Source organism: Variovorax sp. 01T432, assembly GCF_056398605.1.
In genome coordinates, this window is the sequence record NZ_JBFTPS010000023.1 from 1 (window position 1) to 25995 (window position 25995).

The 25995-nt window shown below is 64.9% G+C and carries 18 protein-coding genes; 5 read left to right on the plus strand and 13 right to left on the minus strand.

Translation table 11 applies throughout. The features are described 5' to 3' along the window. Window positions 1-87: 87 nt before the first annotated feature. Window positions 88-501 carry an ExbD/TolR family protein gene (locus AC1DNF_RS18095; RefSeq protein ID WP_478149993.1) on the plus strand — a complete coding sequence of 138 codons (414 nt, stop codon included), beginning with the start codon at window positions 88-90 and terminating at the stop codon, window positions 499-501. A gap of 99 nt (window positions 502-600) precedes the next feature. Continuing rightward, window positions 601-813, plus strand: a complete 213-nt coding sequence (gene hemP / locus AC1DNF_RS18100; protein WP_478149994.1) for a hemin uptake protein HemP — start codon at window positions 601-603, stop codon at window positions 811-813. 174 nt (window positions 814-987) lie between these two features. On the opposite strand, the gene AC1DNF_RS18105 is transcribed toward hemP, so the two are convergent. Then, the gene (locus tag AC1DNF_RS18105; RefSeq protein WP_478149995.1) at window positions 988-1395 is read right to left on the minus strand and encodes a GlcG/HbpS family heme-binding protein; all 408 of its coding nucleotides are present in this window, start codon (window positions 1393-1395) and stop codon (window positions 988-990) included. 165 nt (window positions 1396-1560) lie between these two features. Here AC1DNF_RS18105 and AC1DNF_RS18110 point away from each other — a divergent pair, with 165 nt between their 5' ends. Next, window positions 1561-2262 carry a Bax inhibitor-1/YccA family protein gene (locus AC1DNF_RS18110; RefSeq protein WP_478149996.1) on the plus strand — a complete coding sequence of 234 codons (702 nt, stop codon included), beginning with the start codon at window positions 1561-1563 and terminating at the stop codon, window positions 2260-2262. A 59-nt stretch (window positions 2263-2321) separates the two neighbouring features. On the opposite strand, the gene rlmD is transcribed toward AC1DNF_RS18110, so the two are convergent. The 5 genes from rlmD to surE are packed head-to-tail and all read right to left on the minus strand — an operon-like array spanning window position 2322 to window position 7342. Further along, window positions 2322-3758 carry a 23S rRNA (uracil(1939)-C(5))-methyltransferase RlmD gene (gene rlmD, locus AC1DNF_RS18115; protein ID WP_478149997.1) on the minus strand — a complete coding sequence of 479 codons (1437 nt, stop codon included), beginning with the start codon at window positions 3756-3758 and terminating at the stop codon, window positions 2322-2324. Window positions 3759-3801: 43 nt separating this feature from the next. Further along, the gene (locus AC1DNF_RS18120; protein WP_478149998.1) at window positions 3802-4851 is read right to left on the minus strand and encodes a sigma-70 family RNA polymerase sigma factor; all 1050 of its coding nucleotides are present in this window, start codon (window positions 4849-4851) and stop codon (window positions 3802-3804) included. 4 nt (window positions 4852-4855) lie between these two features. After that, window positions 4856-5788 (minus strand): peptidoglycan DD-metalloendopeptidase family protein, encoded by a 933-nt coding sequence (locus AC1DNF_RS18125; protein WP_478150096.1) that lies wholly within the window; start codon window positions 5786-5788, stop codon window positions 4856-4858. Window positions 5789-5799: 11 nt separating this feature from the next. Beyond that, a complete protein-coding gene (locus tag AC1DNF_RS18130; protein WP_478149999.1) occupies window positions 5800-6576 on the minus strand; it encodes a protein-L-isoaspartate(D-aspartate) O-methyltransferase in 777 nt (258 codons plus the stop codon). 1 nt (window position 6577) lies between these two features. Next, window positions 6578-7342: a 5'/3'-nucleotidase SurE gene (gene surE, locus AC1DNF_RS18135; protein WP_478150000.1), complete on the minus strand. Its 765-nt coding sequence runs from the start codon at window positions 7340-7342 to the stop codon at window positions 6578-6580. Between the two features lie 126 nt (window positions 7343-7468). On the opposite strand from surE, the gene AC1DNF_RS18140 reads away from it, so the two are divergent. Further along, complete coding sequence (locus AC1DNF_RS18140) at window positions 7469-8455, plus strand: NADPH:quinone oxidoreductase family protein (RefSeq protein WP_478150001.1); 987 nt, start codon at window positions 7469-7471, stop codon at window positions 8453-8455. A gap of 62 nt (window positions 8456-8517) precedes the next feature. Here the strand turns inward: AC1DNF_RS18140 and AC1DNF_RS18145 are convergent, their stop codons facing one another. After that, window positions 8518-8856, minus strand: coding sequence for an H-NS histone family protein (locus AC1DNF_RS18145; protein ID WP_478150002.1), 339 nt, complete (start codon window positions 8854-8856; stop codon window positions 8518-8520). 1065 nt (window positions 8857-9921) lie between these two features. Here AC1DNF_RS18145 and AC1DNF_RS18150 point away from each other — a divergent pair. Next, window positions 9922-10644, plus strand: a complete 723-nt coding sequence (locus AC1DNF_RS18150) for a GDSL-type esterase/lipase family protein (RefSeq protein WP_478150003.1) — start codon at window positions 9922-9924, stop codon at window positions 10642-10644. 3 nt (window positions 10645-10647) lie between these two features. Here the strand turns inward: AC1DNF_RS18150 and AC1DNF_RS18155 are convergent, their stop codons facing one another. The 6 genes from AC1DNF_RS18155 to AC1DNF_RS18180 form a co-directional block, all read right to left on the minus strand. Further along, window positions 10648-11181, minus strand: a complete 534-nt coding sequence (locus AC1DNF_RS18155) for a DUF2514 family protein (protein ID WP_478150004.1) — start codon at window positions 11179-11181, stop codon at window positions 10648-10650. 79 nt (window positions 11182-11260) lie between these two features. Further along, window positions 11261-11506: a hypothetical protein gene (locus AC1DNF_RS18160; RefSeq protein ID WP_478150005.1), complete on the minus strand. Its 246-nt coding sequence runs from the start codon at window positions 11504-11506 to the stop codon at window positions 11261-11263. Further along, window positions 11491-11961: a glycoside hydrolase family protein gene (locus tag AC1DNF_RS18165; RefSeq protein WP_478150006.1), complete on the minus strand. Its 471-nt coding sequence runs from the start codon at window positions 11959-11961 to the stop codon at window positions 11491-11493. Before AC1DNF_RS18165 ends, AC1DNF_RS18160 begins: the two co-directional genes overlap by 16 nt. After that, window positions 11961-12263: a holin gene (locus tag AC1DNF_RS18170; protein WP_478150007.1), complete on the minus strand. Its 303-nt coding sequence runs from the start codon at window positions 12261-12263 to the stop codon at window positions 11961-11963. Before AC1DNF_RS18170 ends, AC1DNF_RS18165 begins: the two co-directional genes overlap by 1 nt. 138 nt (window positions 12264-12401) lie before the next feature. Further along, window positions 12402-12530: a hypothetical protein gene (locus tag AC1DNF_RS18175; RefSeq protein WP_478150008.1), complete on the minus strand. Its 129-nt coding sequence runs from the start codon at window positions 12528-12530 to the stop codon at window positions 12402-12404. Beyond that, window positions 12530-25990: a PLxRFG domain-containing protein gene (locus AC1DNF_RS18180; protein ID WP_478150009.1), complete on the minus strand. Its 13461-nt coding sequence runs from the start codon at window positions 25988-25990 to the stop codon at window positions 12530-12532. Before AC1DNF_RS18180 ends, AC1DNF_RS18175 begins: the two co-directional genes overlap by 1 nt. Between the last annotated feature and the right edge of the window lie 5 nt (window positions 25991-25995).

Genomic DNA, 25995 nt, shown 5'->3' on the forward strand with positions numbered 1-25995 from the left:
CCTGCATGCCTACTTCGTGACCGGTGCACGCGTTCAGAGCGGCAGCGTCGAAGCCACTGTCGTTCCGCTGAAGAAAGGCTGAGCGCCATGGCCTTCGGAACTCAAGACGAACCCGATGAGGTGATGAACGAGATCAATATGACGCCGCTGGTCGACGTCATGCTCGTACTCCTGATCATCTTCATCATCACAGTTCCGGTGATGAAACACGCGGTCAACATCGACCTGCCTCGCGCCAGCAGCGAACCTGAGCAAACCAAACCCCAGAACATCCTGTTCAGCGTCGCTGCGGATGGCAGCTACTACTGGAACGACCAGAAGATCGGGGATGCTGAACTCAAGTCGCGGCTTGCCGCCGAGGCCGCCAAGGAACCCCAACCCGAGTTGCACATCCGCGGCGACAAGGCGGTGCGCTACGAGCGCGTCGCCCAAGTTATGACGGCGGCGCGCGAAGCTGGCGTTCGCAAGATCGGTTTCGTCACGGAACCGGAGCCAAAGTAAGGGGCGGGCGCAAGGCTCAAGGACGGGCTTTGCCGATTGACTTTCAAATGATAATGATTATCATTTGATCACCGCCCAAAGCGCAGAAAAGGATTATTGATGCCCGCCACCTCCAACGTCTTCACTGTCTTGAGCCGTCCTTCCGTTGACCCTGGCGGCGCTGGCTGTTCGCCAAATGAAGCATCCCGTCCAACTGCACTCCTCGAAAGTGCAGAGCTCCTGAAGGGAAGTAAGACCGTGGGCATCCTGCACAATGGCTCGCTCTACCGCCTCCAGGCCACCAAGCTTGGCAAGCTGATCCTCACCAAGTAGCAAGCGATCAGCCTGACTCTCGCGCAAGTTCATCGTGGGCGACTCGAGGAGATTCATCTCTGAAGGGTCGATTTTGCTAGCCAACGGTTCGCCAACTAGCCAAGCCTTTTTTCACCTTGTGCCATCAGAAATGCCAACCTTCAGGTTGGCGTTTCGCTTCCAGCGCTCACTGGATCAGAGGCCGAGCGCGGCAATACCGGCCTTTGCAATCTGAGCGTCTTCGTTCGATTTGACGCCACTGACGCCAACCGCACCGATGACGTAGCCGTCCTTGACGATAGGCACCCCCCCTTCTAGCAGCCCCTCAACGGCAGGCGCTGTCAGGAATGCGGTGCGGCCGCCATTGATCACGTCCTCATAGGTCTTGGTTTCGCGGCGTCCCATTGCTGCCGTGTGGGCCTTGGCGGGCGCGATGTGCGACGACAGCGCCGCCGCGCCATCCAGTCGCTGGAGCCACAGCAGATTGCCGGCATCGTCGGCGATGGCGATCGTCACGGCCCAGTTATTCTTGACGGCTTCGGTTTCGGCTGCCGCAGCGATGGTCTTGACGTCGACGAGTTCGAGGAAGGACTTGGTCTTCATGATCTTCAAGGAAAGTTGTGTAATCTTGAAGCATAGCGTCCGCCCCCGCCAAGGGTGGCTCCGACGCGTAGGAACGTCCCCGTGCGGGTCTTTGTCGAGCCCCCTCTTGCGCGCCCTAGAATGCCCCCCAACTGCATCCTGCAGTAAACATCAGGAGCTTCAGCAATGGACGACCGCGTCAACACCCTCGACACTTCCGTCGGCTATGGCCAGACGCTGCCGCAGGCAGAGCGACAGCGCGTTCTGCGCAATACCTACTGGCTGCTCGCCCTGAGCCTCTTGCCCACAGTGATGGGCGCGTGGCTCGGTGTCGCCAGCGGCGTGACGCGTTCGCTCACGGGTGGACTCGGTCTCGTCGTCTTCATGGGCGGCGCCTTCGGCTTCATGTTCGCCATCGAAAAGACCAAGAACTCCGCCGCCGGTGTGCCGGTTCTCCTGGGGTTCACGTTCTTTATGGGGCTGATGCTGTCCCGGTTGATCGCAATGGTGCTGGGTTTCAAGAACGGCTCAGAACTGATCATGACCGCGTTCGGGGGCACCGCAGGCGTGTTCTTCGTGATGGCGTCTCTGGCGACAATCATCAAGCGAGATTTGTCAGGGATGGGCAAGTGGCTCTTCGTCGGCGCGATGGTGCTCCTGTTTGGCGCGATTATCAATGTCTTCATCGGGTCTAGCGCCGGCATGATGGCCATCTCGGTTGCGGCGATCGGCATCTTCTCCGCTTTCATGCTGCACGACCTCAAGCAGATCCTGGATGGCGGCGAGACCAACTACATCAGTGCGACGCTCGCTCTGTATCTGGATCTATTCAACGTATTCCAGAGCCTGCTGGCCCTGCTTGGCATCTTCGGGGGCGAGCGCGACTGAACGCGCAATATCTCCCAGCAAGAAAAGAAGGGCCAATGGGCCCTTCTTTTCTTGCCTCTTCATTCCCGATCAAACACTGCGATCGATTCAATATGGGCCGTGTGAGGGAACATATTGACCACGCCCGCAAAAGCACAACGGTATCCCGCCTGATGTACGAGAAGCCCAGCATCGCGCGCAAGCGTTGATGGGTTACAACTCACGTAGACGATACGTTTCGGCGGCGCCCATCCATCCTTGTTCGGCTCCGCCTGCTGATGGAGATCGGCGAGCGCCTTTGCCAAGGCGAATGCGCCTTCGCGCGGTGGATCGACCAGCCACTTCTCGGCCGCCCCGTCCGCCACCAGCATCTCTGGCGTCATCTCGAACAGGTTGCGAGAGACGAAGCTTGTCTGGGCCAGCGCGCGACGACCAACTGCTGCCGGACGATTTCGCCCAAAATTCTCCATCGCGCGTGCGACCAGCGTGTCGCTCCCCTCGATGCCCAACACCTCCCGCGCGCGGCTCGCGAGCGGCAACGTGAAATTGCCGAGCCCGCAGAACCAGTCGATCACTCGTTCGTCCGGCTGCACGTCGAGAAGGCGCAGCGCGCGGCTGACCAGCATGCGGTTGATGTGCGGATTGACTTGCGTGAAATCAGTGGGCTTGAACGGAATCGTGACGCCAAATTCCGGTAGCTCATAGGAGAGCGTCGGTCCGCCTTCCTCAAGAAGCCGGACCGTTTCTGGACCCTTGGCCTGCAACCACCACTGGACGCCTCTGTGCTGCGCGGCGAAGGCCTTGAGCCGTGCGATGTCTGCGACCGACAGGGGCGCGAGATGCCTCAGCACCAGCGCAACGACGCCAAGGTCGGTGATTCCGTCGAGGGAATCCCCACAGGCTAATTCGATCTGCGGACAGGTTTCGCGCGCGTCCATCGATCCAATCAGCTCGCGCAACGGCATGAGCATCCCGCTCACCTGCGACGGCAACACCGGGCACACTTTCATATCCGCCAGGTAGCGGCTCTTGCGCTCGTGAAAACCGATAAGGACCGTTCCCTTCTTCGCGACATACCGCACGGAAAGACGGGCCCGATAGCGATAGTGCCATGCGGGTCCCTCAAGTGGACGCAGCATGTTCTCTGGACGCACTTTGCCAAGGTGCCAGAGGTTGTCTTCGAGCGCGCGCTGCTTCACCGCGACTTGCGCAGCCGCATCGAGGTGCTGCATCTTGCAGCCGCCGCAGGCGCCGGTGTGCAGGCCGAAGTGAGGACAGCCTGGTCGAACGCGCTGCGACGATTCGCGGCGAATCTCGGTGACCGTGCCCTGCTCCCAGTTGTTCTTCCTGCGATGCACGTTGAAGCGCACCTCTTCGAATGGCAAAGCACCTTCGATGAACACCACCATGCCATCTGCCTTGTGCGCCACGCCTTGAGCGTCGAGATCGAGCGACTCGACCTTCAGCCATTCATCAAGAGGTTGCGGGGCTTCTCTAGTTTCTGTCAGATCCGTCATGCCCGGATTGTCTCAGGGCCGGGGCGCTCATCCCGCGCCAGCCCTAAAGCAGCGCGTCGCGCCCTACCCCTGCGCGGGTCAGTTGCCGCCGCATCTTGGCAAGCGCCTCGTTCTGGATTTGGCGAACTCGTTCGCGCGTGAGGCCCAGCCGCACGCTTAACACTTCAAGCGTTTCCGGATCGCGATCGTGCAAACCGTAACGGCCTTCCAGCACTTCGCGCTCGCGTTCGTTGAGAACGAGGATCCACTGGTCGAGAAGCTTCTCGACCTCATGCGTCTGCGTGACCTCCGTGGGGTCACCGCCCTCATCTTCCGAGGCGACCGTATCCGCGAGCGTGAAGCTCTCGTCGCCTCGCTCGCTGGCCGCGTCGAGCGAGCGCGGCGCTTCGGAGAGCGCCATCAGTTCTGCGACCTCTTCCACCTCACGCCCCAGCAGAGCCGCGACATCCTCGACTCGCACTCCATCGGGCCGGCGGGCTATGAATTCGGAATCGCCTTCTAGTGTGCGCCGTGCGCGAATGACTTGTTGCAATTCGCGGACCACATGCACCGGCAGGCGAATCGTGCGCGCCTGCATCATTGCCGCTCGTTCGATCGATTGCCGGATCCACCAGGTCGCATATGTCGAGAAACGGAATCCCCGCTCCGGCTCGAACTTGTTGATCGCATGCATCAGGCCCAGGTTGCCTTCCTCGATCAAATCTGCGAGTGGTACCCCTCGCCCTAGATAGGCCTTGGCGATATTGACGACGAGCCGAAGGTTGTGTTCGATCATCGATTGCCGCGCTGCGAAATCACCACTGCGCGCCGCACAAGCGGTCCGATATTCCTGATCGGGAGTGAACAGTTGAGTGCGGCGGATCTCGCGCAAGTAGAGCGTCAGCGAATCACCGCCTTCGCTTACGAGCTCGGCCGGGACCGGATCGCGCGGATGCTGTTCGGGAAAGAACTCTTCGCCAATGCGATCTGCCGGCTCGTCACTGGGGATGGCGGCAGGCGCCGCAGGCCACGTCGTCGCCTTGAACACTGCTGCGCCACCGTTGCCCGCCCCGCCCCGCACGACCGGGGTGCGACGCGGGCGGGAGCCGGCCATGGCACTAGCGCGCGGGCAGGTAGCGAGCCGGATCGACCGGCTTTCCCTGGCGGCGGATTTCGAAATGCAGTTTCACCCGATCGGCATCGCTATTGCCCATTTCAGCAATCTTCTGGCCCTTCTGCACGGACTGGTCTTCCTTCACGAGCAACGTGCGGTTGTGCGCATAGGCAGTGAGGTAGGTGTTGTTGTGCTTGAGGATGATCAAATTGCCGTAGCCACGCAAGCCTGCTCCGGCGTAAACCACGCGGCCATCCGCAGCGGCGAGTACTGAATCGCCAGCCTTGCCGCTGATGTCCAGCCCTTTGTTCTTGGCCTCGTCGAAGCCCGCGATCAGGGACCCCTGCGCCGGCCAGATCCAGCCCACATCTTCATCGCCCGAAGTTGCTGCGGCTGCGGTTGCCGAGGGTGCAATCACCGTCGGCGTAGGCTTGGACTGCGCACTTGCCGCGGGTGCGGGCGCCGTGGCCGGCGCAACCGTCGTCTGCGTGACTGGCCGAGTCACGACGCCCGACGAAGTTTCGGTGGTGCTGGGAGCCGTCGCAGGAGCCGCCGCGATGCTACTGCCACCGACCGGCGGAACGACGCGCAGCACCTGCCCAACCTCTATCAGATCGGGATTGTCCAGATTGTTCCAGCGCGCAATATCACGCCAGTTCTGGCCGGTTTCGGTCCCAATGCGGCGGATCGTGTCGCCCGGTCGAACGGCGTAGTAGCCAGGCTTTCCATAGTTCTCAATGCCTGGCAGGGGCTTGCCGTTGGCATCGGTGGTGATGGGAGGCAGCCCAGCGCCGTTCGGCGCGGTACCAGGTGCACGGGCCATGGTGCCACGGTCCTCGACCGGCACAGGACCGCGTGGTGCGCCGCACCCCGCAATCACGAGCGTCACCACCAGCGTCACGCCGGCAAGCCAGCTCCGATTGCCAATACCCTGCATGTGTTCTTCCTTCAAGCGATTCCCGATTTTAGGGGGACAAAGTGGACCGCCTCAAGAATGCGACGCTCCAGCCCCCGTGTGGTTTTGTCTATGACGACCAGGGCTTGGCCGCCTGCCGCCGAGTGCGTCGGAGCCACGATTCGCCCTCCTACTGCGAGCTGATCGATCCATGCTTCAGGCACCGCCTCTCCACCAGCCGCAGCGATGATCGCGGCGTAGGGTGCGCCCTTCGGAAAGCCAAGCATGCCGTCCCCGAGGAGCAGATGAACCGTCGCGAAGCGGAATGGACGCAGGTTGGCGCGCGCCCGCTCGTGCAGGCCGCGCAGCCGCTCGATGCTGTAGACCTCCTGCGCCACATGGCTCAACACCGCTGCCTGGTATCCGCAGCCCGTGCCGATCTCCAGCACTCGGCCCAGACGATGGTCAGGTTTGTTGGCCAGCGCGGGGGCACCGAGAAGCAGTTCGATCATGCGTGCCACGACATTCGGCTTCGATATCGTCTGGCCGAGTCCGATCGGAAGACTGGTGTCCTCGTACGCCTGATTGACAAACGCGCTGTCAACGAAAAGGTGGCGTTCGACCGCACCCATCGCCCGCAGCACCCTGCCGTCGGCAATGCCTTGCGCCGCGGCGAGCCGTTGAACCATGCGCGCGCGCACAGCATCTGAAGCCATCGGCGGCGTGCTATGGACGATCGGCTTCGCAGGCACCGCTGGCATCCGCCCTCGCGTCGCGGCGGACGCCGTGGGCGTCAACTGCACGGGAAATCCGGGACGCTGGCTCGCCATGTCAGGAGGGCTCACGCAGGCGAGCCACCGTCTCGCGCCACTGTCCAAGATTGGCGTGGTCGGTCAGGTCGATCTGCAATGGCGTGAGCGATATGTGGCCCGCTGCGGTCGCATGGAAGTCAGTACCTTCGCCGCTGTCCTTCGCACCGCCTGCACCGGCGATCCAGTACATGGTCTCGCCCCGCGGACTGTCCTGCGTGATCACCTTTTCAGCGGCATGGCGTCGACCAAGTCGGCAGACCTTGAGCGCCTTCAGCTCGTCGAACGGCAGGTTGGGCACATTGACGTTGAGGAGAAATGCGCCGCCCTCGAGCATGCGTTCGCGTTCGATCTGCTCGACGAGGCGGCGGGCGGCGCGCGCTGCTGCATCGATGTGGGCCCAGCCTTTCTCTATCTGTGAAAACGCGATGGCAGGAATGCCGAACAGGTAGGCTTCCATGGCTGCGCCAACGGTGCCCGAATAGATCGTGTCATCACCCATATTTGCACCGTTGTTGATGCCGGAGACGACGAGGTCGGGCCTGTAGCCAAGCAAGCCTTTCAGCGCGATGTGCACGCAATCCGCCGGAGTGCCGGTCACATAGCGAAATCCGTTGTGCGCGGAATGCACGTAAAGCGGTGCCGCCAGCGTCAGCGCATTCGACTTGGCGCTGTTGTTGTGCTCGGGCGCGACCACCTCGACCTCCGCCACATCCTTCAACGCATCATGCAGCGCAACAATGCCGGGAGCCTGGTATCCGTCGTCGTTCGAAATAAGTATCTTCATGGCGTCTGTCAGTGCGCGCGATTGTAGGCGGCAGGGACGTCACGACAGGGACAATGCCGCTGGAACAGCCCGCCTATCATGGCCCGCCTACATTGCCCCCAGACCCGTCCAAAGGAGACACGAAGCATGCATGCATGGCTCTGCGAAAACCCCATCGGCGTCGACGCGCTGACCTGGAAGGAACTCCCGACACCGAAGCCGGGCCCCGGTCAGGTACTGATCGAAATCAAGGCCGCGAGCCTGAACTTCCCTGATCTTCTGATCGTGCAGAACAAGTATCAGATCAAACCTCCATTGCCCTTCGTTCCAGGATCTGAGTATGCAGGCGTCATCGCTGCCGTGGGCCAAGGCGTGACACACCTTCGGGTCGGCCAGAACGTCGCCAGCCTTTCGGGCACAGGCGGTTTCGCGACCCACACGCTCGCGGCGGCAGCGCTTTGCATGCCATTGCCGGAGGGATTTGGGTATGTCGACGCCGCGGCATTCATCATGATCTACGCGACGTCATGGCACGCGCTGATGGACAGGGCGCAACTCAAGGCGGGTGAAACCGTATTGGTGTTGGGCGCCGCGGGCGGCGTGGGGACCGCAGCAATCCAGATTGCAAAGGCGGCGGGTGCCAAGGTAATCGCGGCTGCATCGACCGATGAGAAGTGCGAACTTTGCAAATCCATCGGCGCCGATCTGACAATCAACTACACGACGCATAAGTTGCCCAATGGCTTCCGCGATGCAGTGAAGGAGGCAACGGAAGGCAAAGGGCCGGATGTCATTTACGACCCGGTCGGCGGTGAATTTTCTGAACCCGCGTTCCGCTCGATTGGCTGGCGTGGGCGCTATCTTGTGGTCGGCTTTGCCGCAGGCCCGATCCCATCGCTGCCTTTGAATCTGATGCTGCTCAAAGGTGCTTCGCTCGTGGGTGTGTTCTGGGGTGATTTCGCCAAGCGCGAACCCAAAGCCAATGCGCAGATGATGAACGAATTGGCGAAGTGGTATGGCCAGGGCAAGATCAAGCCAGTGATCGATCAGACCATGCCGATGGCTGAGCTGAGAGCAGCCTATGAGCGAATGGGTTCGCGCAGCGTCAAGGGCAAACTCGTCCTGATCAACTGAAGGCCTGCACCAACGCTAAAAAGCCCGCAAAACGCGGGCCTCTTGCTTTGAGCGCCAAAGCGCTACTTGATCTCGAAGTCCGACAGCGATTTGCCGGCCGCGATCGCCTCGGTAATCCAGCGAGGCTTGCGACCGCGGCCGCCAGACCATGTTTCCCCCGTCGGGCTGCGATACTTGGCCGCCGCTTTTGTGGGGGTCACACTTGCGCTGCGCTTTCCGCCACGGGCGGAGAGTTTAAGGTCCGCCGCAGTCAAACCATATTCGGCGATCTTCTTGCGGAGCTCCTCGACCACGCCCGCGCGCTCTTGATTGCGCAGATCCTCGGCTTGCTTGCGCAATTGCGCAATCTGCTCGTCATGCTTCTTGATCTGAGAATTGATGTCGGCAAGGGTTGAGGCCATTGGTGCGGCTCCTCCAAATTGGAAAGTGAAAATTTTAATTCAAAATTCAATTGTCGCAAGTACTTGCCCCCAAAAAAGACGGCGACCGAATGGGCGCAGCGCATTTGCTCAACGCGGTTTGAGGGCGTCCAGCCGGGCACGAATCCACCACAACCCGAATCACGAGCCAGGGCAAGAATCGAGGCCTCATGCAGGTCGGACCGATGTGCATTCCACGGGCTTCGGCCCAATGCCCTGCAGCTGTTCGTCATTCGCCCGCCTGCGGAATTTGCCACCGAGAGACCGCAGTTACGCTCAAACCCACGAACTGACCAGAGCCCGACGCCAACGCAGCTATAGCCAACGATTGCCCTCGCCATGCGAAATATTAGGGGTCAAGGAAGGCAGCGCGGGCCCGGCACGGGCTGTCTTTCACAGCAACAGCCAGTAGACGTCGGAGGTATCAGGAAACTGGCTTGATCAGCCGGACGATCCCAACATCAATTTGAAAGGCGTGAGGCGGACACAGTCATGGCGGTGCCGTAGGTTATCGCCGACTCCAAGCGGCCGCAGAAGAAGGCCCGCGACTGAACCAGCGCCCCAATGAAGTAAATGGCATCAAGTGGGAAGAATCGCAAACATGGTCCACCATAGAGTGGCCGCGCCTCGATTAATGCCCCCCCTATTCGTGAAGAGGCCGTGCGGGGGAGTGATGAAAACGACGAACAATCGGGATTGCAGAGACGCAAATTCCGCTTCACCAGACGAGCAGCCATAGCTCGACTGCAAAGGCTCTCCACGTGGGCGAACTGCCCGAATTGCACGCACCGCCAAATCGCTATCAGCTTGATAGTGAAGAATTGGGCTATACGTTGGGGTGGCTGATGGGACTCGAACCCACGACGACCAGAATCACAATCTTAGCATCGAACCCAGCATCCATGCGGGTTTGCGCGGTGTTCGTGGGAATTTTTGACCTCCCCCGAGCCACGTGTGCATGCGGTCTGTCGCGGTGTCGTTCCCACGCGATGAGGGGTTGGAAAGCCCCCTCATTCAAATCGGACACCCTCAACAGTAGGGTATGCCATGTTGGGGGATTGGAGCAAGGGGACCAAGAAGCGCACAGCGTTGGCTTGGATAGTCGGGATCTACATCGCGTTGCTGCATGCGGCCGTCGTCGCCCTGGTCGTGCAGTTCGACGTGCTGCCAAAAGCGATCGAGCGCATCCAAATGGAACTCGCGCGCCGTCGGCACGCGAAAATCATGGAGCGCTACAACAAGGTAATTGACCGGCCAGTGGTTCTGCTGGGCGATAGCAATATCTGGCTCTTCGGGCCGACACCGCACAGCGTCAATTTCGGCGTCTCCGGAGAGGTCACGGAAGGCCTCCTCCGTTCGATGCCGCGCTACGCGCCATCGGTGCGCAAGGCCGGCGCGGTGCTGCTCATGATCGGCATCAACGACCTGTGGGCCCACAAGACGAACGGCCTTGCAGAGCGCTTCGGCCGGATCGCCTCGGCGGTTCCCGCGGACGTGCCCCTGGTGTGGAACTCGATCGTGCCGGCCGAGGACTTCCGCATTGACCCGGCCGACATCAAGGCCGCGAACGCCGCCATCGCCGCGCTGTGCCGGGCCCGCAGTGGCTGCACCTACGTGGACACGTGGAGCTTCCTCGCCAAGGACGGCAAGCAGATCCCGGGCCTCTTCCGGGCTGATGGCGTGCATTTGAGCGCTGAGGGCTACAAGCAGTGGAGCGCGGCGCTCCGTGGCGCCCTGGTGGCAGCACCGGGGGGCAGCGCCGACCAATAGCCCCTACGGGGCGATCAAGGCGTCGTAGCTGCGCTCGCAGAGCTTTCCGGCGACTCGGGCACGGTCAGCATAGGCAGCCAGGAATCCCGCTCGGCGGTCAGCGCGTCCGAGCACGTCGGCCAGCACGCCAAGGGGATCGGCTCCTGCCGCGCTTCGCTCGAGAGCGGCGGCACGATCGCTCGCTGCACGGGCGGCGGCGGCGTAGCGCTCGGCCTGGAGGCGCACGCGCTCATGAGCAGCATCAGCGCGAGCGCGGCCAGCCTGGGCAGCACGGGTTTCATTCGCGGCTTCATCAAGGGCCTTTCGTTGGGCGGTGTTGCGGCGCGCCTCCTCGAGGCGCTCCGCGCGTTCAGCCAGGCGCGCCGTCTCGGCGGCCGTGGCCTTGTAGTTGGCAAGGTCGAGGCGCGCATCGGAGGTTGCAGCTCGAGCCGTACTGACTTGGACCTGCTTGACGCCGATCAGCGCCAGGGCGCCGGCCAGCAGCAGTGCCCATAGCGCGCCGGGCAGGAGGTCGAAGGCCCCCAGGAAGGCCTTCACTCGTCGTCCCCTGGGAGGTCGGGCCAGGAGAACGGGTCCATCGCGCACATCCACATCAGGGGCCAGAAGATGATCAGCATCAGGAGGGCTCCTTCTTCGAGGCAACGTAGGTGGCAACCCATTCGCCGGCCTTGGCCGTGACGTTGAAGCCGCAGTAGAGCCCGAAGATCCACTTCAGGTAGTCCACCAGCAGCGGCGTGAGCTTTCCGGCCAGCTCCAGGCCGACGCCGGCCGCCACCAGCAGCAGCGCAAAACGCCACTTGCGCGAGGCGTAGCGGCTCGCCGCGGGGTCCGGCTTGGCCGCATCAGTCACGGGGTCAGACATAGAGCCTCCTCTGCGGCGCGGCGCCGCGTCAGTCCTGGCAGGGTGATGAGCGCGCCGGCGACGGTCGCCTTGTCCCACCGCGGAAGCTGGCGGCAGGCCTCGAGCCACTGGCCCGCCTTGAGCAGGCGCGCGGCCGTCGACCGCTTCAGGTCGCACACAAGGTGGTCGCCCAGGTTGTAGATAGCGCTGGCCCAGGCCGCGAGCATGTTCACCGGCAGCCCGGGCACGCAGCGCTCCACGGTGACGACGCGCTCCCACATTTCCGCGCCGAGCAGCTTCTTGCACTCATCGGTGGTCTTGTAGTCGCCGAGCTTGACGCCCCGAACGCTGCCCATGCAGATCGTCGGGATGCCGGCCGGGTCGAGATAGGCGTAGTTGCGCAGGCCCTCGAAGCCGCCCGCGAGCGCGGTGGCGATCGCGAGCGCGGCAACTCCGCGTTTGCCTGGGGCGATCATCAGTCTTCGGCCCCGAGGTCTTCGAGCGGCATGCGGCCCGAGTCGCGCGCCAGCTTGCGCATGCGCGCCAGGTGCTCGGCCTGCTCGCGCTCGTCCTGGCGGCGCTGGAAGTCTTGGTCGCGCCGGTCCTGGCGCCGCTTGAAGTACCAGTTCACCAGCAGGCCGGCCACGCCGAGGAACAGGCCCGCCAGCACGCCAAACTCGGACGAGAGGATCCAACTGGCGACTGTGGCGCCGGCGCCGGTGTAGGTGACTTTGCTGCTGACGGCTGCCACGCCGGCCTCGATCGTGTCGCGGCTCATGGCAGAAACCCCCAGGGCTGGGGGTTGAGGTTGACGGATGCGGCCGTCGCCGTGGATTGGGTGGGCATGTGGGTCCTTGGTGGACCGCGTGCCCCGGTAGGTGTGCCCTGCGTTTATAGGTGCAGGGCTATGCCCCGATCAAGGGGGGTCGCTCTTGTCGGGCCAATACCACCACACCGCCCCCAGGATGACCGCCCCCACGGTGACGCGCCAATCGACGGTCACCGCCATCACGATTCCGAGTACCACGCTTGCTGCTGCCCACATCAGTTCGCCCCTTCTTGAAGCTGTGCCTTCACATCGGCCCGGATGGCTTTCGGCGCCGCGTGAGCGAGCCGGGTAGCGCGGTCCTGGCGCATCGCCATGACACGACGGCGGACGCCGGCCATGTCGATGGTCATCGGAGAGTGTGGGTTTTTGCGGTTCCACTCGCGCACTTCATCGCGCACCGCTTGCTGTGCTGCAGCATCCTTCTCATAGACCGCTTGCGCCATGTCTGCCGCGAAGTCCTGCTTGACCATGCGATTTTGCGACACCATCGTCTGCGTCGTAAAGGCCCTCTCGGATTCCTGCGCCACCGCGGCGGGCTGGAACCCGAGCATCTTGACGAGGCCCTCCGTCGGGGTCGCGTCCATCACCTTGCGGCCCTTGGCGTCCTTGTATTGCCCCTCCACCATGACCTCGAGGCCCTTGCGCACGTTCTCGGCCGCCTTGGGGAGCATCCCCACGACACCCTGCACCGGCTTTCCGTCGAGCACCATGCCGGCGCCCTGGTAGCCGCGCTGCACCAGATCTGCGGCCGGCCCGAGGAGCTCGGTGACGTCCTTGGTGTGGTCCTGCTTCTTCACCAGCAGGCCGGTACCGGGGATGAGGTTGCCCATGCCCAGCCGGCCGGCAACGTCGATCGGCACGCCCGGGACGCCGGACACGCCACGCTCCACGAACTCGGCCGCGCCGGCGCCCAGCGTGTCGATCAGGAACTGCCGGCGCGCCTGCTTGGTCGAGAAACTGTAGCCCAGGCGCTGCATGATCCCGTCCACGACGTCTTCGGCATCGCTCATGAACGGCACGCCGCCCGCGCCGGACATCAGGAAGAGCATCGCCAGGGCGAAAAGCGCCGCCTTCTTGCCCTCGGGCCCGCCCTGGGTTGCCATGCGGTGCAGGAGTTCGACGTAGCTGATGCTGTACTGCTTGAACGTGAAGACGACACCGCCGACAGCGCCGCGCGCCCACTGAGGCTTGTTCCCCTTGTTGTAGACGAATTGCGTGTCGGCGATGGCCTGCTCGGCAAACTTCGCCGGGTGGGGAATGCCCTGCTCCACCGCCGTGCGGTAAGCCGCGATGAAGGTCACGCGCCGATTGAACTGCTCGGCCAGGCTGAAGGGCTTCCCCCACGCCACCATGACCTTGGACGCGACGTTGCCGGCCATCGCCCGGGCGTCACCCAACCGGGTGCCGTCGCCGGCCTTGAGCGCGCCCTGGCCGCGCGCCTGCGCGAGCAGCTGATGCACTTCCTGCGGCGCCACGATGCCCTCGGCCTCGGCGTGCTTGAGCGCGGCGTCGAGGTTGGCGTCCCCGGTGGTCTTCTTGATCACGTCGGCCACGGCCTGCTTCATGCGGGCTGCCGACTTGGCGATGCCGCCGTACTGGCTCAGGTAGGGCATGGTCACGGCGAAGGGCTGCGTCATGTTCACCATCGCGGAGGCGATCGACCCGCCGATGTACTGCGCGAAGAGCATGCCCCGGATCTGCTGTGCCTCTTCCTGGGGGTTGCGCACGTAGTCGGAGAGCTTGACGGCCATGTCCTTGAGCTGCCCTTCGCTCTTGGGAATGTCCTGCGTGGCCTGCGCAATCTCGCCAGCGTGCAGGTTCTGCGACGTCAGCCGCGCATTGGAGTAGACGAAGCCCGCCAGGACCCGGCCGGCGTCCTCGTTGAAGCCGGCGATGCCCTTGCGCTCGATGAGGCGCTTCATGGCCGAGCGGTTGCTCTTCGCCAGCTTGAGGTACTGCTGGAACATCTGGTGTTGCACGTCGTCGCCGTCGGACTCCAGGCCCACCATTTCCCCGAACAGCTCGAGCGTCTCCGGCGTGATGCCGTTGAAGAGCTTGTAGCCCTGCTCGCTGACGGTGCCTTGGTTGATGGTCGCGTCGGGGAAGTTCTCGCGCATCTTGCGGGCCATGGCGCCGCGCTCGAGCCGGCCCTCGAACATGCCGAAGTAGACCCGCTCGCCGTTCGCGTCCACCACGTCGAGCGTGTACTGGCCATAGCGCGACAGCGGCGCGTAGCCGCGGTCGATCAGGGCCTGAATCTTGTCGCCCTTCTCCACCATCTTGTTGGCGGTGTCCATGAGCACATCCCGGCGCTCCGGCTGCTCGTCGGCGAGCGCCATCAGGTGGTCGCGCAGCAGGATCGAGGCGTCGGCGGCCGTGGGCGCGTCGAGCACCATGTCGCGCAGCGCGGCCGTGTCCTTGCCGCCGAAGCGCAGCATTTCGGCCACGCCCAGGCGGTTCAGGCTCTTGTCGATCGCGGCGCGGAACTCCTTGTAGAGCCCGATGTGCTGCGGGGTCGAGCCAAACGTGGCCTTGAGCTCGGCGTCGGTGAACACCACGCCGGGCTTCAGGAATTCTGCCTCGAAGCGGTTGCGCACCGCGCCCTCGTACACGTCGATCTTGGAGGCCTGCCAGCGTTGGAGCTGCTCGGGGGTCACGATCCGCTTGCGCAGCAGCATCTGCGCCTTTTGCTCGGTCGACAGCGCCTCGTAGCGCTTCTGCAGATCCTCCATCTTCACCAGCCGGCCGGCCTCGTCGCGCCCCCACACCAGCGTTCCCTCGAAGACCGGGCGGCTCAGGCCCTTCGTGTCTTCGGCGGACAGCGCGCCCTTCTTCAGGTCGCGGAGGGTTTCGAGCTTGGGCAAGATTCGCGGCGCCAGGTCGGCGGCTTCCGTGGCGTAGTAGCTCACGTCCTGAAGGAAGGTTTGCACCGCGTCGTAGACCCGCTTGAACGCGGGCGAGCGCTGCGCCAGATCGTGCATGGTGCCGACGGTCTTGTGCCACCAGCCCACCACGCCCGGCGACTTGAACAGGTCCGAGGCCAGATCGTTGGCCTTGGCGCGCCAGTCGCGCGTGTCGTTCAGGCCGGTACGGGTTGCCCCTGTTGCGCCCGGAACTGGGCCAGAAGCTCCTGCCTGCGCAGTGCGCCCAGTCGCCCGTGCTCCGTCCTCGTCGCCTTGAATTCCGCCGCCAGCCGCTTGGCTTCGGCTGTAGAAGATTCGTTCACGAGGCGCGTTGGATCCGAGCCCGGTCGCATGACGAAGAAGCCCCCCCAGTAGCTCATTGGGTCGCCCGTCAGAGCGTGCTCCCGCGCCGCCTTCTCCGCGTGCCAAGGCACGGAAGACAGCAGTTCGCGCGACAGTTCGCCAGCCAGATTCACCAGCTTCTGCCATGCGGCCTCTTGCAGCGCTTCCGTCGGCGTCGGATTCTCCCAATCCGGCAGCCAGTTGTCCTCTAGAAAGCGCTCTTCCGGTGTCGGTGCGTTGGAAAGTTCCATTTGCGGCGTCGAAGGTGATGCGTTTCGAGTTGGGATAGGCATTATCCATACCCTTCACCGAAGCGGCAATCATCCGCTCCACGTTGCCCACATCGTCCCCGTAGACCCACTTCAGCCCCGGGACGCCCTTGCCGCCGCGCACTTGGTCGGGGTGCGGCGCCAAGTGGGCCGTGGTGCCGAACTTGAGCGCGCTGGAAATCATCTGCTCCAGTCGCCGGCGCAGGGCATGGTCGCTCAGGCCTGCCGGGTCGCCGATGAAGATGCGCCCGGTGTTGTGAGCGTAGGTGGCCGCAATGTTGTAGACCTCGGACCCAAAGGAACTCCCGCCGCGATCGAGCAGCGAAACGTCGATCCACACATCACCCGTCGGCGGCACGTCCTCGGGGTTCTCGCCAGGGCGCTCGGTCAGCTGCCCGTTCATCTCGCCGTCGAGCACGTCATAGCCGTAGAGGCTCGGCCCGTAGGGGTTGGGCTCCCGCACCATCAGGCGAGCGGTCATGCCATCGGGCGCCGTCAACTGGTAGTCGGTGCGGCCGGCGAACGGCGGCAGCTTCCGGACCTTGATCCCAGGGTCGTTGTCGGCCGCGATTCCCTCCACGGTGGTCTTGTCGGACTTCGGCAGCGCGAAAAGGTCGTCGGCCTTGCTCAGTTCGGCCAGCGCGGCCGCGCCGGCAGCCGGCTCCTTGCTGTACGCGATCGTCTCGGTGCTCGGCGCCTGGCTGGCTTGGCCGCGCTCCACCCAGTCGCGCGCCGGCAGGATGTAGTTGCGCAGGATCTCCCCGTCGGTCAGCTCCAGGCCCTTGAACATCGGGACGTGGGCGCGCAGCCACGTCCGGATGGCGGCGATGGCACGCTGCACGAAGCCCGCTTCAGGGTGGGTCTGCGCCATTTCGGCGAGAACTTCCTCGGCAGCCATCAGCCGATCGCGCTCGTTGTTCATGTCGAGCCCGTACTGGCGGGCCTTCTCTGCCACGTCCCCACGGCGCATTGCCGCCAACTGCTGCAGGATCGGCTTCAGGTTCTCCCCGAACACGCCGCGCAGGCCGAAGTGCCCCAGGGCTTCGTGGAAGAGGACGCGCGCCACGTCCTCTTCGGTCGTCATCTTGTCGGCCAGGATGTAGACCGTCCCCTTGTAGAAGAAGGCCTCCGGCTCGCCCTCGGCGCCCTGGGCGTTCTGGCCGGCGTTGTGTCGGCGCACGGCCTCGGGCACTTCAGGATCGCTCATGCTCGCGGCGATCACGATGGGGGGCGGGTTCGTCCACTGCGACACCATCGCGTCCACCGCCCGCTTCACGCCGGTGACGGACATCCCGCTACCGTTGCCCAGGCTGAAAGCCGGCGCCGCTTCGGGCGCCGCGCCCCCGGGGGCCTTCCCAGCCAGGCGGCCGAGCACTTCCTTGTGCTTCGCACGGGCCTGCTCGAGCTTCGGCTGATCGGGCCATTCGCCCATGTCGTCAGTCTCGGCGAGGTCTGCCTGCTCCTTCTGCGCCTGCGCGAGCTGCCGCTTCAGGTAGTTGTGGTCGCTGGGGATGCTGTGCAGCATGCCGCCCACGAGGCTGACGACGCGCTCCGGCGCCTTGCCGGTGTCCTGCACGTGGAAGTCCCGGGTTGCGACGGTCTTCCCGTCCTTCGAGAGCGTCACGTCCATCATGACCGTGCCGGCCTTGTCCATGGAGCCTTCCACGGCGACGTCATAGCCGGCGATGGTGCCCACGGGCTTCTCGGTCTGGTCCGCGATCGCGTCGATCACGCCCTGGCGGATGGCGGTGCCGATCTTCGAGCGCCGGCGATAGTCCTCGCCGTTCACATTCCAGACGATCGGATCCACGTCACCGCGAAGCTCGGCGAAGGCGTCGGCCATCGCGGCGCGCGCCGTGTAGGTTTCCCCGTTGATTTCGACGGAGATAGGCGCGGCCCGCTCAACCTCGTTGCCTGCCTTGTCGACCGTCTTGACCGTCGATTCGTCAATCTCGCGCAAGCGCGCCGCGGCCTCGCGCCAGTCGGTGTATTCCTTCCCGTCGATGGTCGCCTTGAACGAGTCGAGGCGCGCCTGGGCATCTTGGGCATAGGCGTTGACCTGCTCGGCATTGGCCTCGCCCTTCTTGATCTTGGCCGGCAGCTCGGCCAGCCGCTCCGCGTTGCGCCGGCGCCGCGTCTCCAGCTCGTTGCGGTTGGCGTCGAAGGAGCGCTTGCGCTGCTCCAGCTTCTTCACGTCCGCGCGCAGCTGAATCTCGTGCAGCAGGTCGATATTGCCCGTGGCCGCAGCCTGCATTTCGCCGGCCGACAGCTCCAAATCCTCGAAGGCGTTGTCAATCTCGCGGCCCACCTTGCGGGTGCGCAGCTGGTTGATCATCTTCAGCTTCGTCTCTTGGACCTGCCACATGCGCATGTCCAGCGTGTCCTTGGTCACGTAGGCTAGGATTTCGACCTCGAAGTCTGCAAGCTCCTTCATCAGGGCATTGCCCTGGCGGATGATGCGGCCCTCGCGCTGCTCCACGTCCGACGGCCGCCAGGGCACGTCAAGGTGGTGCAGCGCCACAAGGCGCTCCTGCACGTTGGTACCGGCGCCCATCTTCGGGGTCGAGCCCACCAGCACGCGAATCTCGCCGGCGTTGACCTTGCGGAAGAGCGAGGCCTTCTGGTCGTCCGTGTTGTAGTCGTGGATGAAGGCGATTTCCGCCTCCGGGATGCCCTTCTCGATGAGCGCCGCGCGCAGGTCGTCGTACACGCTGAAGCCGCGCTCCGCAGCCTTCACGGCGTCCAGCCAGTCGGGGCCCTTGTTGTCGAGCTCTTCCTGGGCTGCCTCCGCATCCTCCGCGATCGCCATCGCCGCCTCGTTGCCGAGGGTCGCCGAGGCCAGCACATCGTCGGTGGCCAGCGCCACGCGCGCGCGCAGCGCCTCGTACTCCTTCAGTTCGGCCTTCGCATGCTTGATCGGCGTCCCCAGGTCGGAGAACACCAGCTGCGTGCCCTTCACGGCTTGGTACTTGCGGTACCGCTCCAGAATCGCGTCGCTCGAACGGTCGATGCGCCCGCCCGGCTCCCGCTCGGTGCGGTCGAGGTCGACCAGCCGGATATCCATGGCAGCCTTGCGGCCGTCGCCCATGATGACCAGCACGTTGTCCTCGCCCTTCTTCGGCGGGCCCTTGCGTGCCTCGAGGATCTTGGCGCGCTCGGCCAGCTCCTGCATGTAGGCTTCCTGCGCCGGCGTCTTGTCGAGCGACACCGGCGTGCGGCGGTCGCCCTTGAGCTTCGGGATAGGGAACTCGGCGCCGTCGTTCTCCTCGCGGTACGCCGCCTTGATGTCGTCCATCGTCACCGTGTCGCACACCTGGTCGAACATCTTCAGCAGTTCGGGGGTGTTGACGAAGTTGCTCATGCGGCTGGAGGCCTTGAAGCCGTCGCCGCTGGGCTTCTGCATCCAGACCTGCTCCACGCTCGCGAAGGTGTTGGCCCAGGCGTCGAAGCTCTCGAAGCCGAGCTCCTTCATGGCCGTGGGCATGAGGTACCGCATCATGTGGTACATCTCGGCCAGCGAGTTCGACACCGGCGTGCCGGTTGCCGCGACAAAGCCCTGGTCGCGCCCGTTCTTCGCGAAGATCTGGTTGATCTTCACGTACATATCGTAGGCACGCTGGCTGCCCGCCGCGTCGCCAAGCCCCTGGACGTTCTGCATCTTCGTGCTGAACATCAGGTTCTTGTACATATGGAACTCGTCGACAAAGAGCTGGTCGACGCCGATCTGCTCGAAGTCGAGCAGGTCATCCATGGGCTTGTCGCGCAAGGCCTTGATGCGGTTTTCCAGCTTCTCCTTCGCTGCCTCGAGCTGCTTGATCGTGCGCTTCTTCTGCGGCTTGTCGCCGTCGCCCTCTTCGACCGCGTTGATGGTCGCGACGATCGTCTCAATCTCGCGGCGATTGAACGCGGCCTCGAACTCGGGAGCAGGCTTGATGAAGCCGAACGACGAGTGCGCGATGACCACGGCATCCCAGTCGCCGGTGGCGATCTTGGCCAGGAATTTGCGGCGGTTCGCCTTCTCGAAGTCCTTCTTCGTGGCCGTCAGGATGTTGGCGCCAGGGTAGAGGCGATAGAAGTCCGCGGCCCACTGCTTCACCAGATGGTTCGGCACCGCCACCATGTTCTTCGCAGCCAGGCCCGTGCGCTTGAGCTCCATGGCGCTCGCCACGACGGTGAAGGTCTTTCCGGCGCCGACCACGTGGTCATAGAGCGCCGTGCGGTCCTGCACGGTGCGCGCGATCGCGTTGCGTTGGTGGCGGCGGAACTGGATGATTTCATCGGGCACCTTGCCCGGGAAGTCCATCATTGAGCCGTCGTAGACGCGCGTGACGTAGTTGTTGTTGGTATCGTTGTAGGCGCGCACCAGCTTCTCGGCGCGCTCGCCGTCGGCGAAGAGCCAATCCCCGAACTTGTCGCGCAGTTCCTGGGCCTTCGCGTTGGCGAGGTCGGTCGCCTCCACGTCGGTGTGGGTCTTCCCCTCCGAGTCGCGATAGGTGACCTTGATCGCGCGGTTGTTCATCAGCGCCGCGAGGATCTCGCCCCCGTTCATCTTCGGCGTGCCGAAGGTCGTGCGCCACGCGACGTCGTTTGCCGGCGTGATGTCGACTTGGAAGCTGCTGTTGAACTTCATGTAGCGGACGCGCGCCTTGGTGCCCTCGCCGAAGAGCATCATGGCGAAGTCCTCGTAGGCGGATTCGGGCACCCAGGGGGAGCCCACACGCGCGACGATCTGGCTTGCGCCCACGTCCTCGGGCTGCACTTCCTCCAGGGCGCGCGCGTTGGCCGACATCCCCGCTTCGCGGGCCTGGGCCAGCTTGGCGCGCACGTTGCCGGACAGATAGGCGTCCCGAAGCACGTACTCATCAGTCGCCGGGTCGCGGAAGAGCGCGGGTTTCTCGCCGTTGCTCAGTTCGCGCAGCACGTCGTCGGGGTCGCGGCTCAGGAGCTTGCCGATGTAGGCCGCGTCCAGCTTGCCGCGCTCGGCCATGGAGACGGCGAGCGCATCGGCGGGCGTCTCCACCTTGCGCACCTGGGTGCGGGCGGCGACCACGCGGCGGTCGAAGATGGGAGCCTTCTTCGCGGTCGACTTCGTGGGCTTGATGCCCTGGCGCTTCGCCGCGGCCGGGCCCACGCCGGGGGTGTAGTTGTGCTCGAGCGAGGCCAGCAAGGGGAAGTCAGGGTCATCGTCGAACACGCGCAAGGTGCTCGGGTCGTTGATGAGCCCGTGCTCCTTGCGGTAGGCGTCGTACTGCTGGTTCAGGGTGGCGCGCAGCTGGCCCATGCCCTTGTCGTCGTCGGCCATTTCCGCCGCGATCAGGCCGCGCAGGGTCGAGCGCATGTCGGCCAGCGCCTTGATGCGGGCGAAGCCGGATTCCCCGAGCGTGGTCTTCTCGGTCCACTGCGTCGACGGGGTAATTTCGGTGCCGCGCGCCTCGCCGCCCAGGTCGGGCAGGCGCTGCATGAGTTTGCCGCCCTCGTTGAAGAATCCGCCCTCCTGCACCGTCGGGTTCTTCAGCGCGACGATGGCAGCCTTGGTCTTGTCGGCAGAGCCGGTGTCAGCGATGGAACGATAGACGCCCTCGGGCAGCTTGCCCACGGACTCCTTCAGCATCGCGAGCGTGTCCTGGCCGGCGCGCGCGACGAGCGCCGGCTGGTCGGGCCCGTACATGGTGCCGAAGGCGCCGAAGTCGCCCAGCATCATGTGCGGGTTGTCGATGAAGTACTGGTTGAGCGCGACCTGCTTGCCCTGGCGATCGGTGTACGTGCCGGTGTTCAGCCAGCGCTTCGCATCCAGGCGCGCGGCCTTCCCGCCAACCTCCGAGTCCGGACGCTTCTGCAGGAAGATGATGTCCGTCGTCACTTCCGTGTTGGCGTTCTTGGCGAAGGCGCTGTTGGGCAGCCGGATCGCGCCCAGGAACACGGTGCGGTCGCTGATGTACTTGCGCGCGGCGTCGGTCTTCGCATCGAGGAACGAGTTGGTGACGACCTGGGCCATCACGCCACCCTCGCGCAGCATGTCGACGGCCTTGGCGAAGAAGTAGTTGTGCAGGCTCAGGCCGGAAAGGTGCTTGCGCCCGCTCTGGTCGGTCTGCGGATCGCTCGCGAACGGGGGGTTACCCACGGCCGCGTCGAAGTAGGCATCGTTGCCCTTGAACTGCGTGAAGTCCTCGCGCAGCACGATCTGGCGCGGGTACAGGTGCTTCGCGATGGCACTGGAAAACGGCTCGCGTTCGATGGCCGTGAAGCGGCCGGCGCTGCGCATGTCGGCGGGCATGAGGCCCAAGAAGTTGCCAACGCCGGCGCCGGCCTCCAGGGTCTTGCCGCCACTGAAGCCGAAGCGGCGCAGCGCGGCGTAGATCCCGTCGACGATGATGGGGCGCGACGTGTAGTGCGCATACCTGGTCGAGCGCCGCGCGTCGGCCAGATCCTCCGGGCTCAGGAGGGACGTGAGTTCGGCGTGCTCCTTGGCCCAGTCGGCATTCTTCGGGTCGAAGGCCTGCGGCAGGCCGCCCCAGCCGACGTACTTGGCGAGAACCTTCTGCTCTTCAGGAGTCGCCAGTCGGCCGGAGGCCTCGAGGTCGGCGAGCAGCCGAATCGCGGCGACATTGTTGCGGTACTTGGTCTTCTGGCCACCTTCGCCCAGGCCGAGGTCATCCTCGATGGTGAAGTCTTCGGCCTTGATCTGCGGCGCCGCGATCGGGGGCGCGTTGGGGGCCTCATTCGGCCCCGTTTCAAGGTTCAGTCCCGCTTGTTGGGGTCGAAGTCCGACTTTGCCTGCATCAGCTCGCGGTGCGCTAGGTAGCCTTGGCTTCTTCGCATCCGGGGCTGCTGCTCGGGTTCCTCCGGCAGGAACAGATACGTCTCCCGAACCTGCTCCCACGCTTCCTGCCAGGTCGCGCCCTGCGTCGTCAGCACGCGCATCCCCGCCGCCGTCGCGTCCGCGGCGTCCGTCAGCGCCTTCTCCAGCTTGCCCGCCTTCTCCAGCCGGGCGTACATCTTCGGAAGGTGCTCCTTCCAGTGCTCCCTGGCCTGGGCGATCCACGTTGCGTGCTGCATTTCCATTCTCCTTGCCTCCAGTATCAGCGGCCGGCGCCGCAGGTTCAATGCTGTCTACATCCACAGCCTCAACGGCTGCAGCACCATCCAAGCCTTCCAGGGCGGTCGCGCGCGGGTCGAACTTGAGCGCCATATAGAGCTGCTTGAGGTAGGGGCGAATCCCCTCCCCCATGTCCTCGAGCATGGCCTTGGCGTAGGCGGCGAAGGTGCGCGCGCCGCGCTCGATGTGATACCCGGCGAGCGTGATGCCGTCCTGCAGCAGCTCGGGGTCGATGCCGCTGTTGACGGTGCCGAGCTTCTTCTTCATGCGGGCGCGCGCGGCAGCCGCGGCGTCCTCGGTGAAGATCTTGTTGGCCGATGCGGCGGGCGCTGGCGCGGCGGCGGGTGCGTCGGCCGGCGCCTTTTTCTTCGTCAGCACCACGCCACCATCGGCGGTCGGCTTCATGGTGTAGCCGGGGTCCGAGCGCCGGTCCGTCTGCGCGCGCAGGATCGCCTCGGGCACCTCAATGCCCTTGGGCACCGTGACGGATTCCGTCTTGCTGCCAGGCGCCAGCATTTCAGCGACCTGGGCTTCGATGTCGGGGGCGTCCGGTGCCGGCGCCGCGCCGCGCTCGGCCGCAATGTTCGCCTGCGCCTTCTTCCACAGCGCATCGTGCTTGATCTTCAGGCCCGCGCCGAGCCCGGGCCCGCTAACGGTCGTCTCGCTGTCCTTGTTGAACGGAGCGCCGCCCACCTGAAAGGTGTGCTTGCCGGACATGCCGGGCATCGGCTTGCTGGCACCCTCGCGGGCCTGCTTCTCGAAGAACTTCAGGAGCGCGCCTTCAGCGTCGGCTTTCTGCTGCTTTGCATCGACGATCGGCGCTGCTTCCGTCGCCGGCGCAGCCTCGGGCGCGGAGTCCGCGTGCGAACTCTGTTCAGCGGCAGCGAGAGGCGGCAGCTGCTCGAGGTGCTTCTCGCGAATGAACCAGCCCTTCCCCTTCACGCTCCACGTCGAGGGGTCGATGGCCTTGGCCTGCGCCTCGTCGAGGTCGGCGCGCCACACGCCGCGCAGCACGCGGCCGCGCCCAGTCGTGTGCTCAACAACCTCGCCGCGATCGGCTATTGCGGCCGGCGCGGCAGGAGCATCAGCGGCCGGTCGAAGTGCTGCAGCACTGCCGCTTGGTCCAGCAGCGAGTTCTTCAGCTCGGGGCTGAACAGGGGCTGGCGCCGGGGCGGGCGCTTCGATGGCCTTTTCGGCGGGAGCGGTTGCAGGTTGGGTTTGGTCACTCTTTACCTCTGGTTGTGCGGCCGACTTGCGCACCACGAAGCCACCTTTGACGGCCACAACCTCGTGGCCCGGGCCGGCCTTCTTCATGGCGTTGGTCGCCGGCAGCTTGATCGTGAAGGGGGCGCCCTTGCCGTTCAGGATGTCGCCGTCGAGGATGCCCGCGTCAGCGCGCGCCTTGGCCGCGCGGCGCTCGTCGCGCAGCTTCTCGCCGTCGGCGTATTCCGGGGTGCCGCGCGCCGCCAGGATGAAGCCGCCCTCCGTGGGCACGGGCAGCGCCGTGATGGTCGCGCCGCGCGCCTTCTGCTCCTTGCGGAAGGTGTCAGCCTCTTCGTAGGTGGGGAACACCTGGGGCGCGGCCGGCTCGGCAGCCGGCGCCGGCGCTACAGCGGCAGGTTCGGGACGCTGTTCAGGAGCTTGGTCAGCGCCGACGGCCGGCCCTTGTCCCAGCACGCCCGGCGCCACGCCGTCAGCCACGACGGGTTCTGCAGCTGCGGCAGCAGCGTCCGATAGCTGCGCTCCACCCGCACCGGGAAGCAGTTGGCCGACTTCATCAGCCGGCGCTTGATCGCCCGCACTTTCACTGGGGACTCCTTGGGGGTTGATGGTCGCGGCGGCCTTCGCGAGCGCGCCCGCGGGCTTCGCCTCCACGTCAATGACTTCGCCGGTGGCGGTCTCTGCAGCTCGAGCCAGCGGCCCCTTCTCAATGATGTTGCCCGCGCGGGCTGCGCGGTCGGCCAGGACCGAGTTGCGTTGATCGGTCGTGGTCGCGGTGCCGTCGGCGCCGACATTGATGGTTGGCGCCGGCAGCGCGAAGGTCGGGCTGTTCGCGGCCGGTACTGCGGTGTCGCTGGGATCGTTCGCAGCGCCCGCGTGCTGGTGGCCCCCGCCGAGCACGTTGGCCCCGCCGCCCATCGCGGCGCCGGAGAGCAGGCCAAGCACCGCGGCCTGGTCAACGCCGTCGTCCAGCGGCTTTCCGAGCGCTGCGTTCTGGAGCACTTGCTCCTGAATGGACTGCGGCAGCTCTTCTAGGATGCCTTCGGACATGGCGCCCTCAAGCACGCGACGCACGACGCCCTTCGCCTTGGCCGGGTTCTGCACCGCACCAACGAGCATGGTGTCGACGTCGTGGATACCAAGGGCCTTCGCCACCTTGCCGCCGAGCACGGAGAACGCCGTGGTACCGGCGCCGGATGCGACGGAGAGGCCCGCCTGCGCCGGCGTGAGGAGACCGTCGGGAGTCTGCTGGCGGGTCTGCTCGGCCGCGCTGCCGCCACCTACGACACCCTCGCCGAGCGCCCCCGCCACTGCGGCACCGACGCGCGGCGCGACGGCCAGGACGCCACGGCCGACGACACCACCAGCACCCATGCTCGGCAGCGATTCGACCACGCTGTGACCGATGACCGACGGGTTTTGCAGCGCCGCGACGAAGGTGTCGCCCACGCCCTGGGCATCGTTGACGGCCTTGAACGCCTGCTTCTGCTGGTCGGTGTAGCCCCGGTCCAGCATGGCCTTGGCCTCCTTCGGCCGAAAGCCGATGGTGCCGCCCTCGTTTTCGAGGAACTTGCCCACCGCGCCGCCCGTCGGGATGTCGAGCAGGCCCACCGCAGCTTCGGGTACGCCGATCGCACCCTTGAGCGCGCTGATGCCGACGTCGGCGGCGATACCGCCCAGGCCGCGTGGCTTCACCGGCGCCACGGGCGCCTGGGCGCCAATCGCCTTCGCGATCGCCTCCGGGGCCATGTCTTGGTAGTAGACCTGATGCAGCACATTGACGATCTGCTGGTCGTCGAGGTTCGCCCACTCGGGCTGCTGCGCGCGGATCTCTTTGATGTTCATGAGGT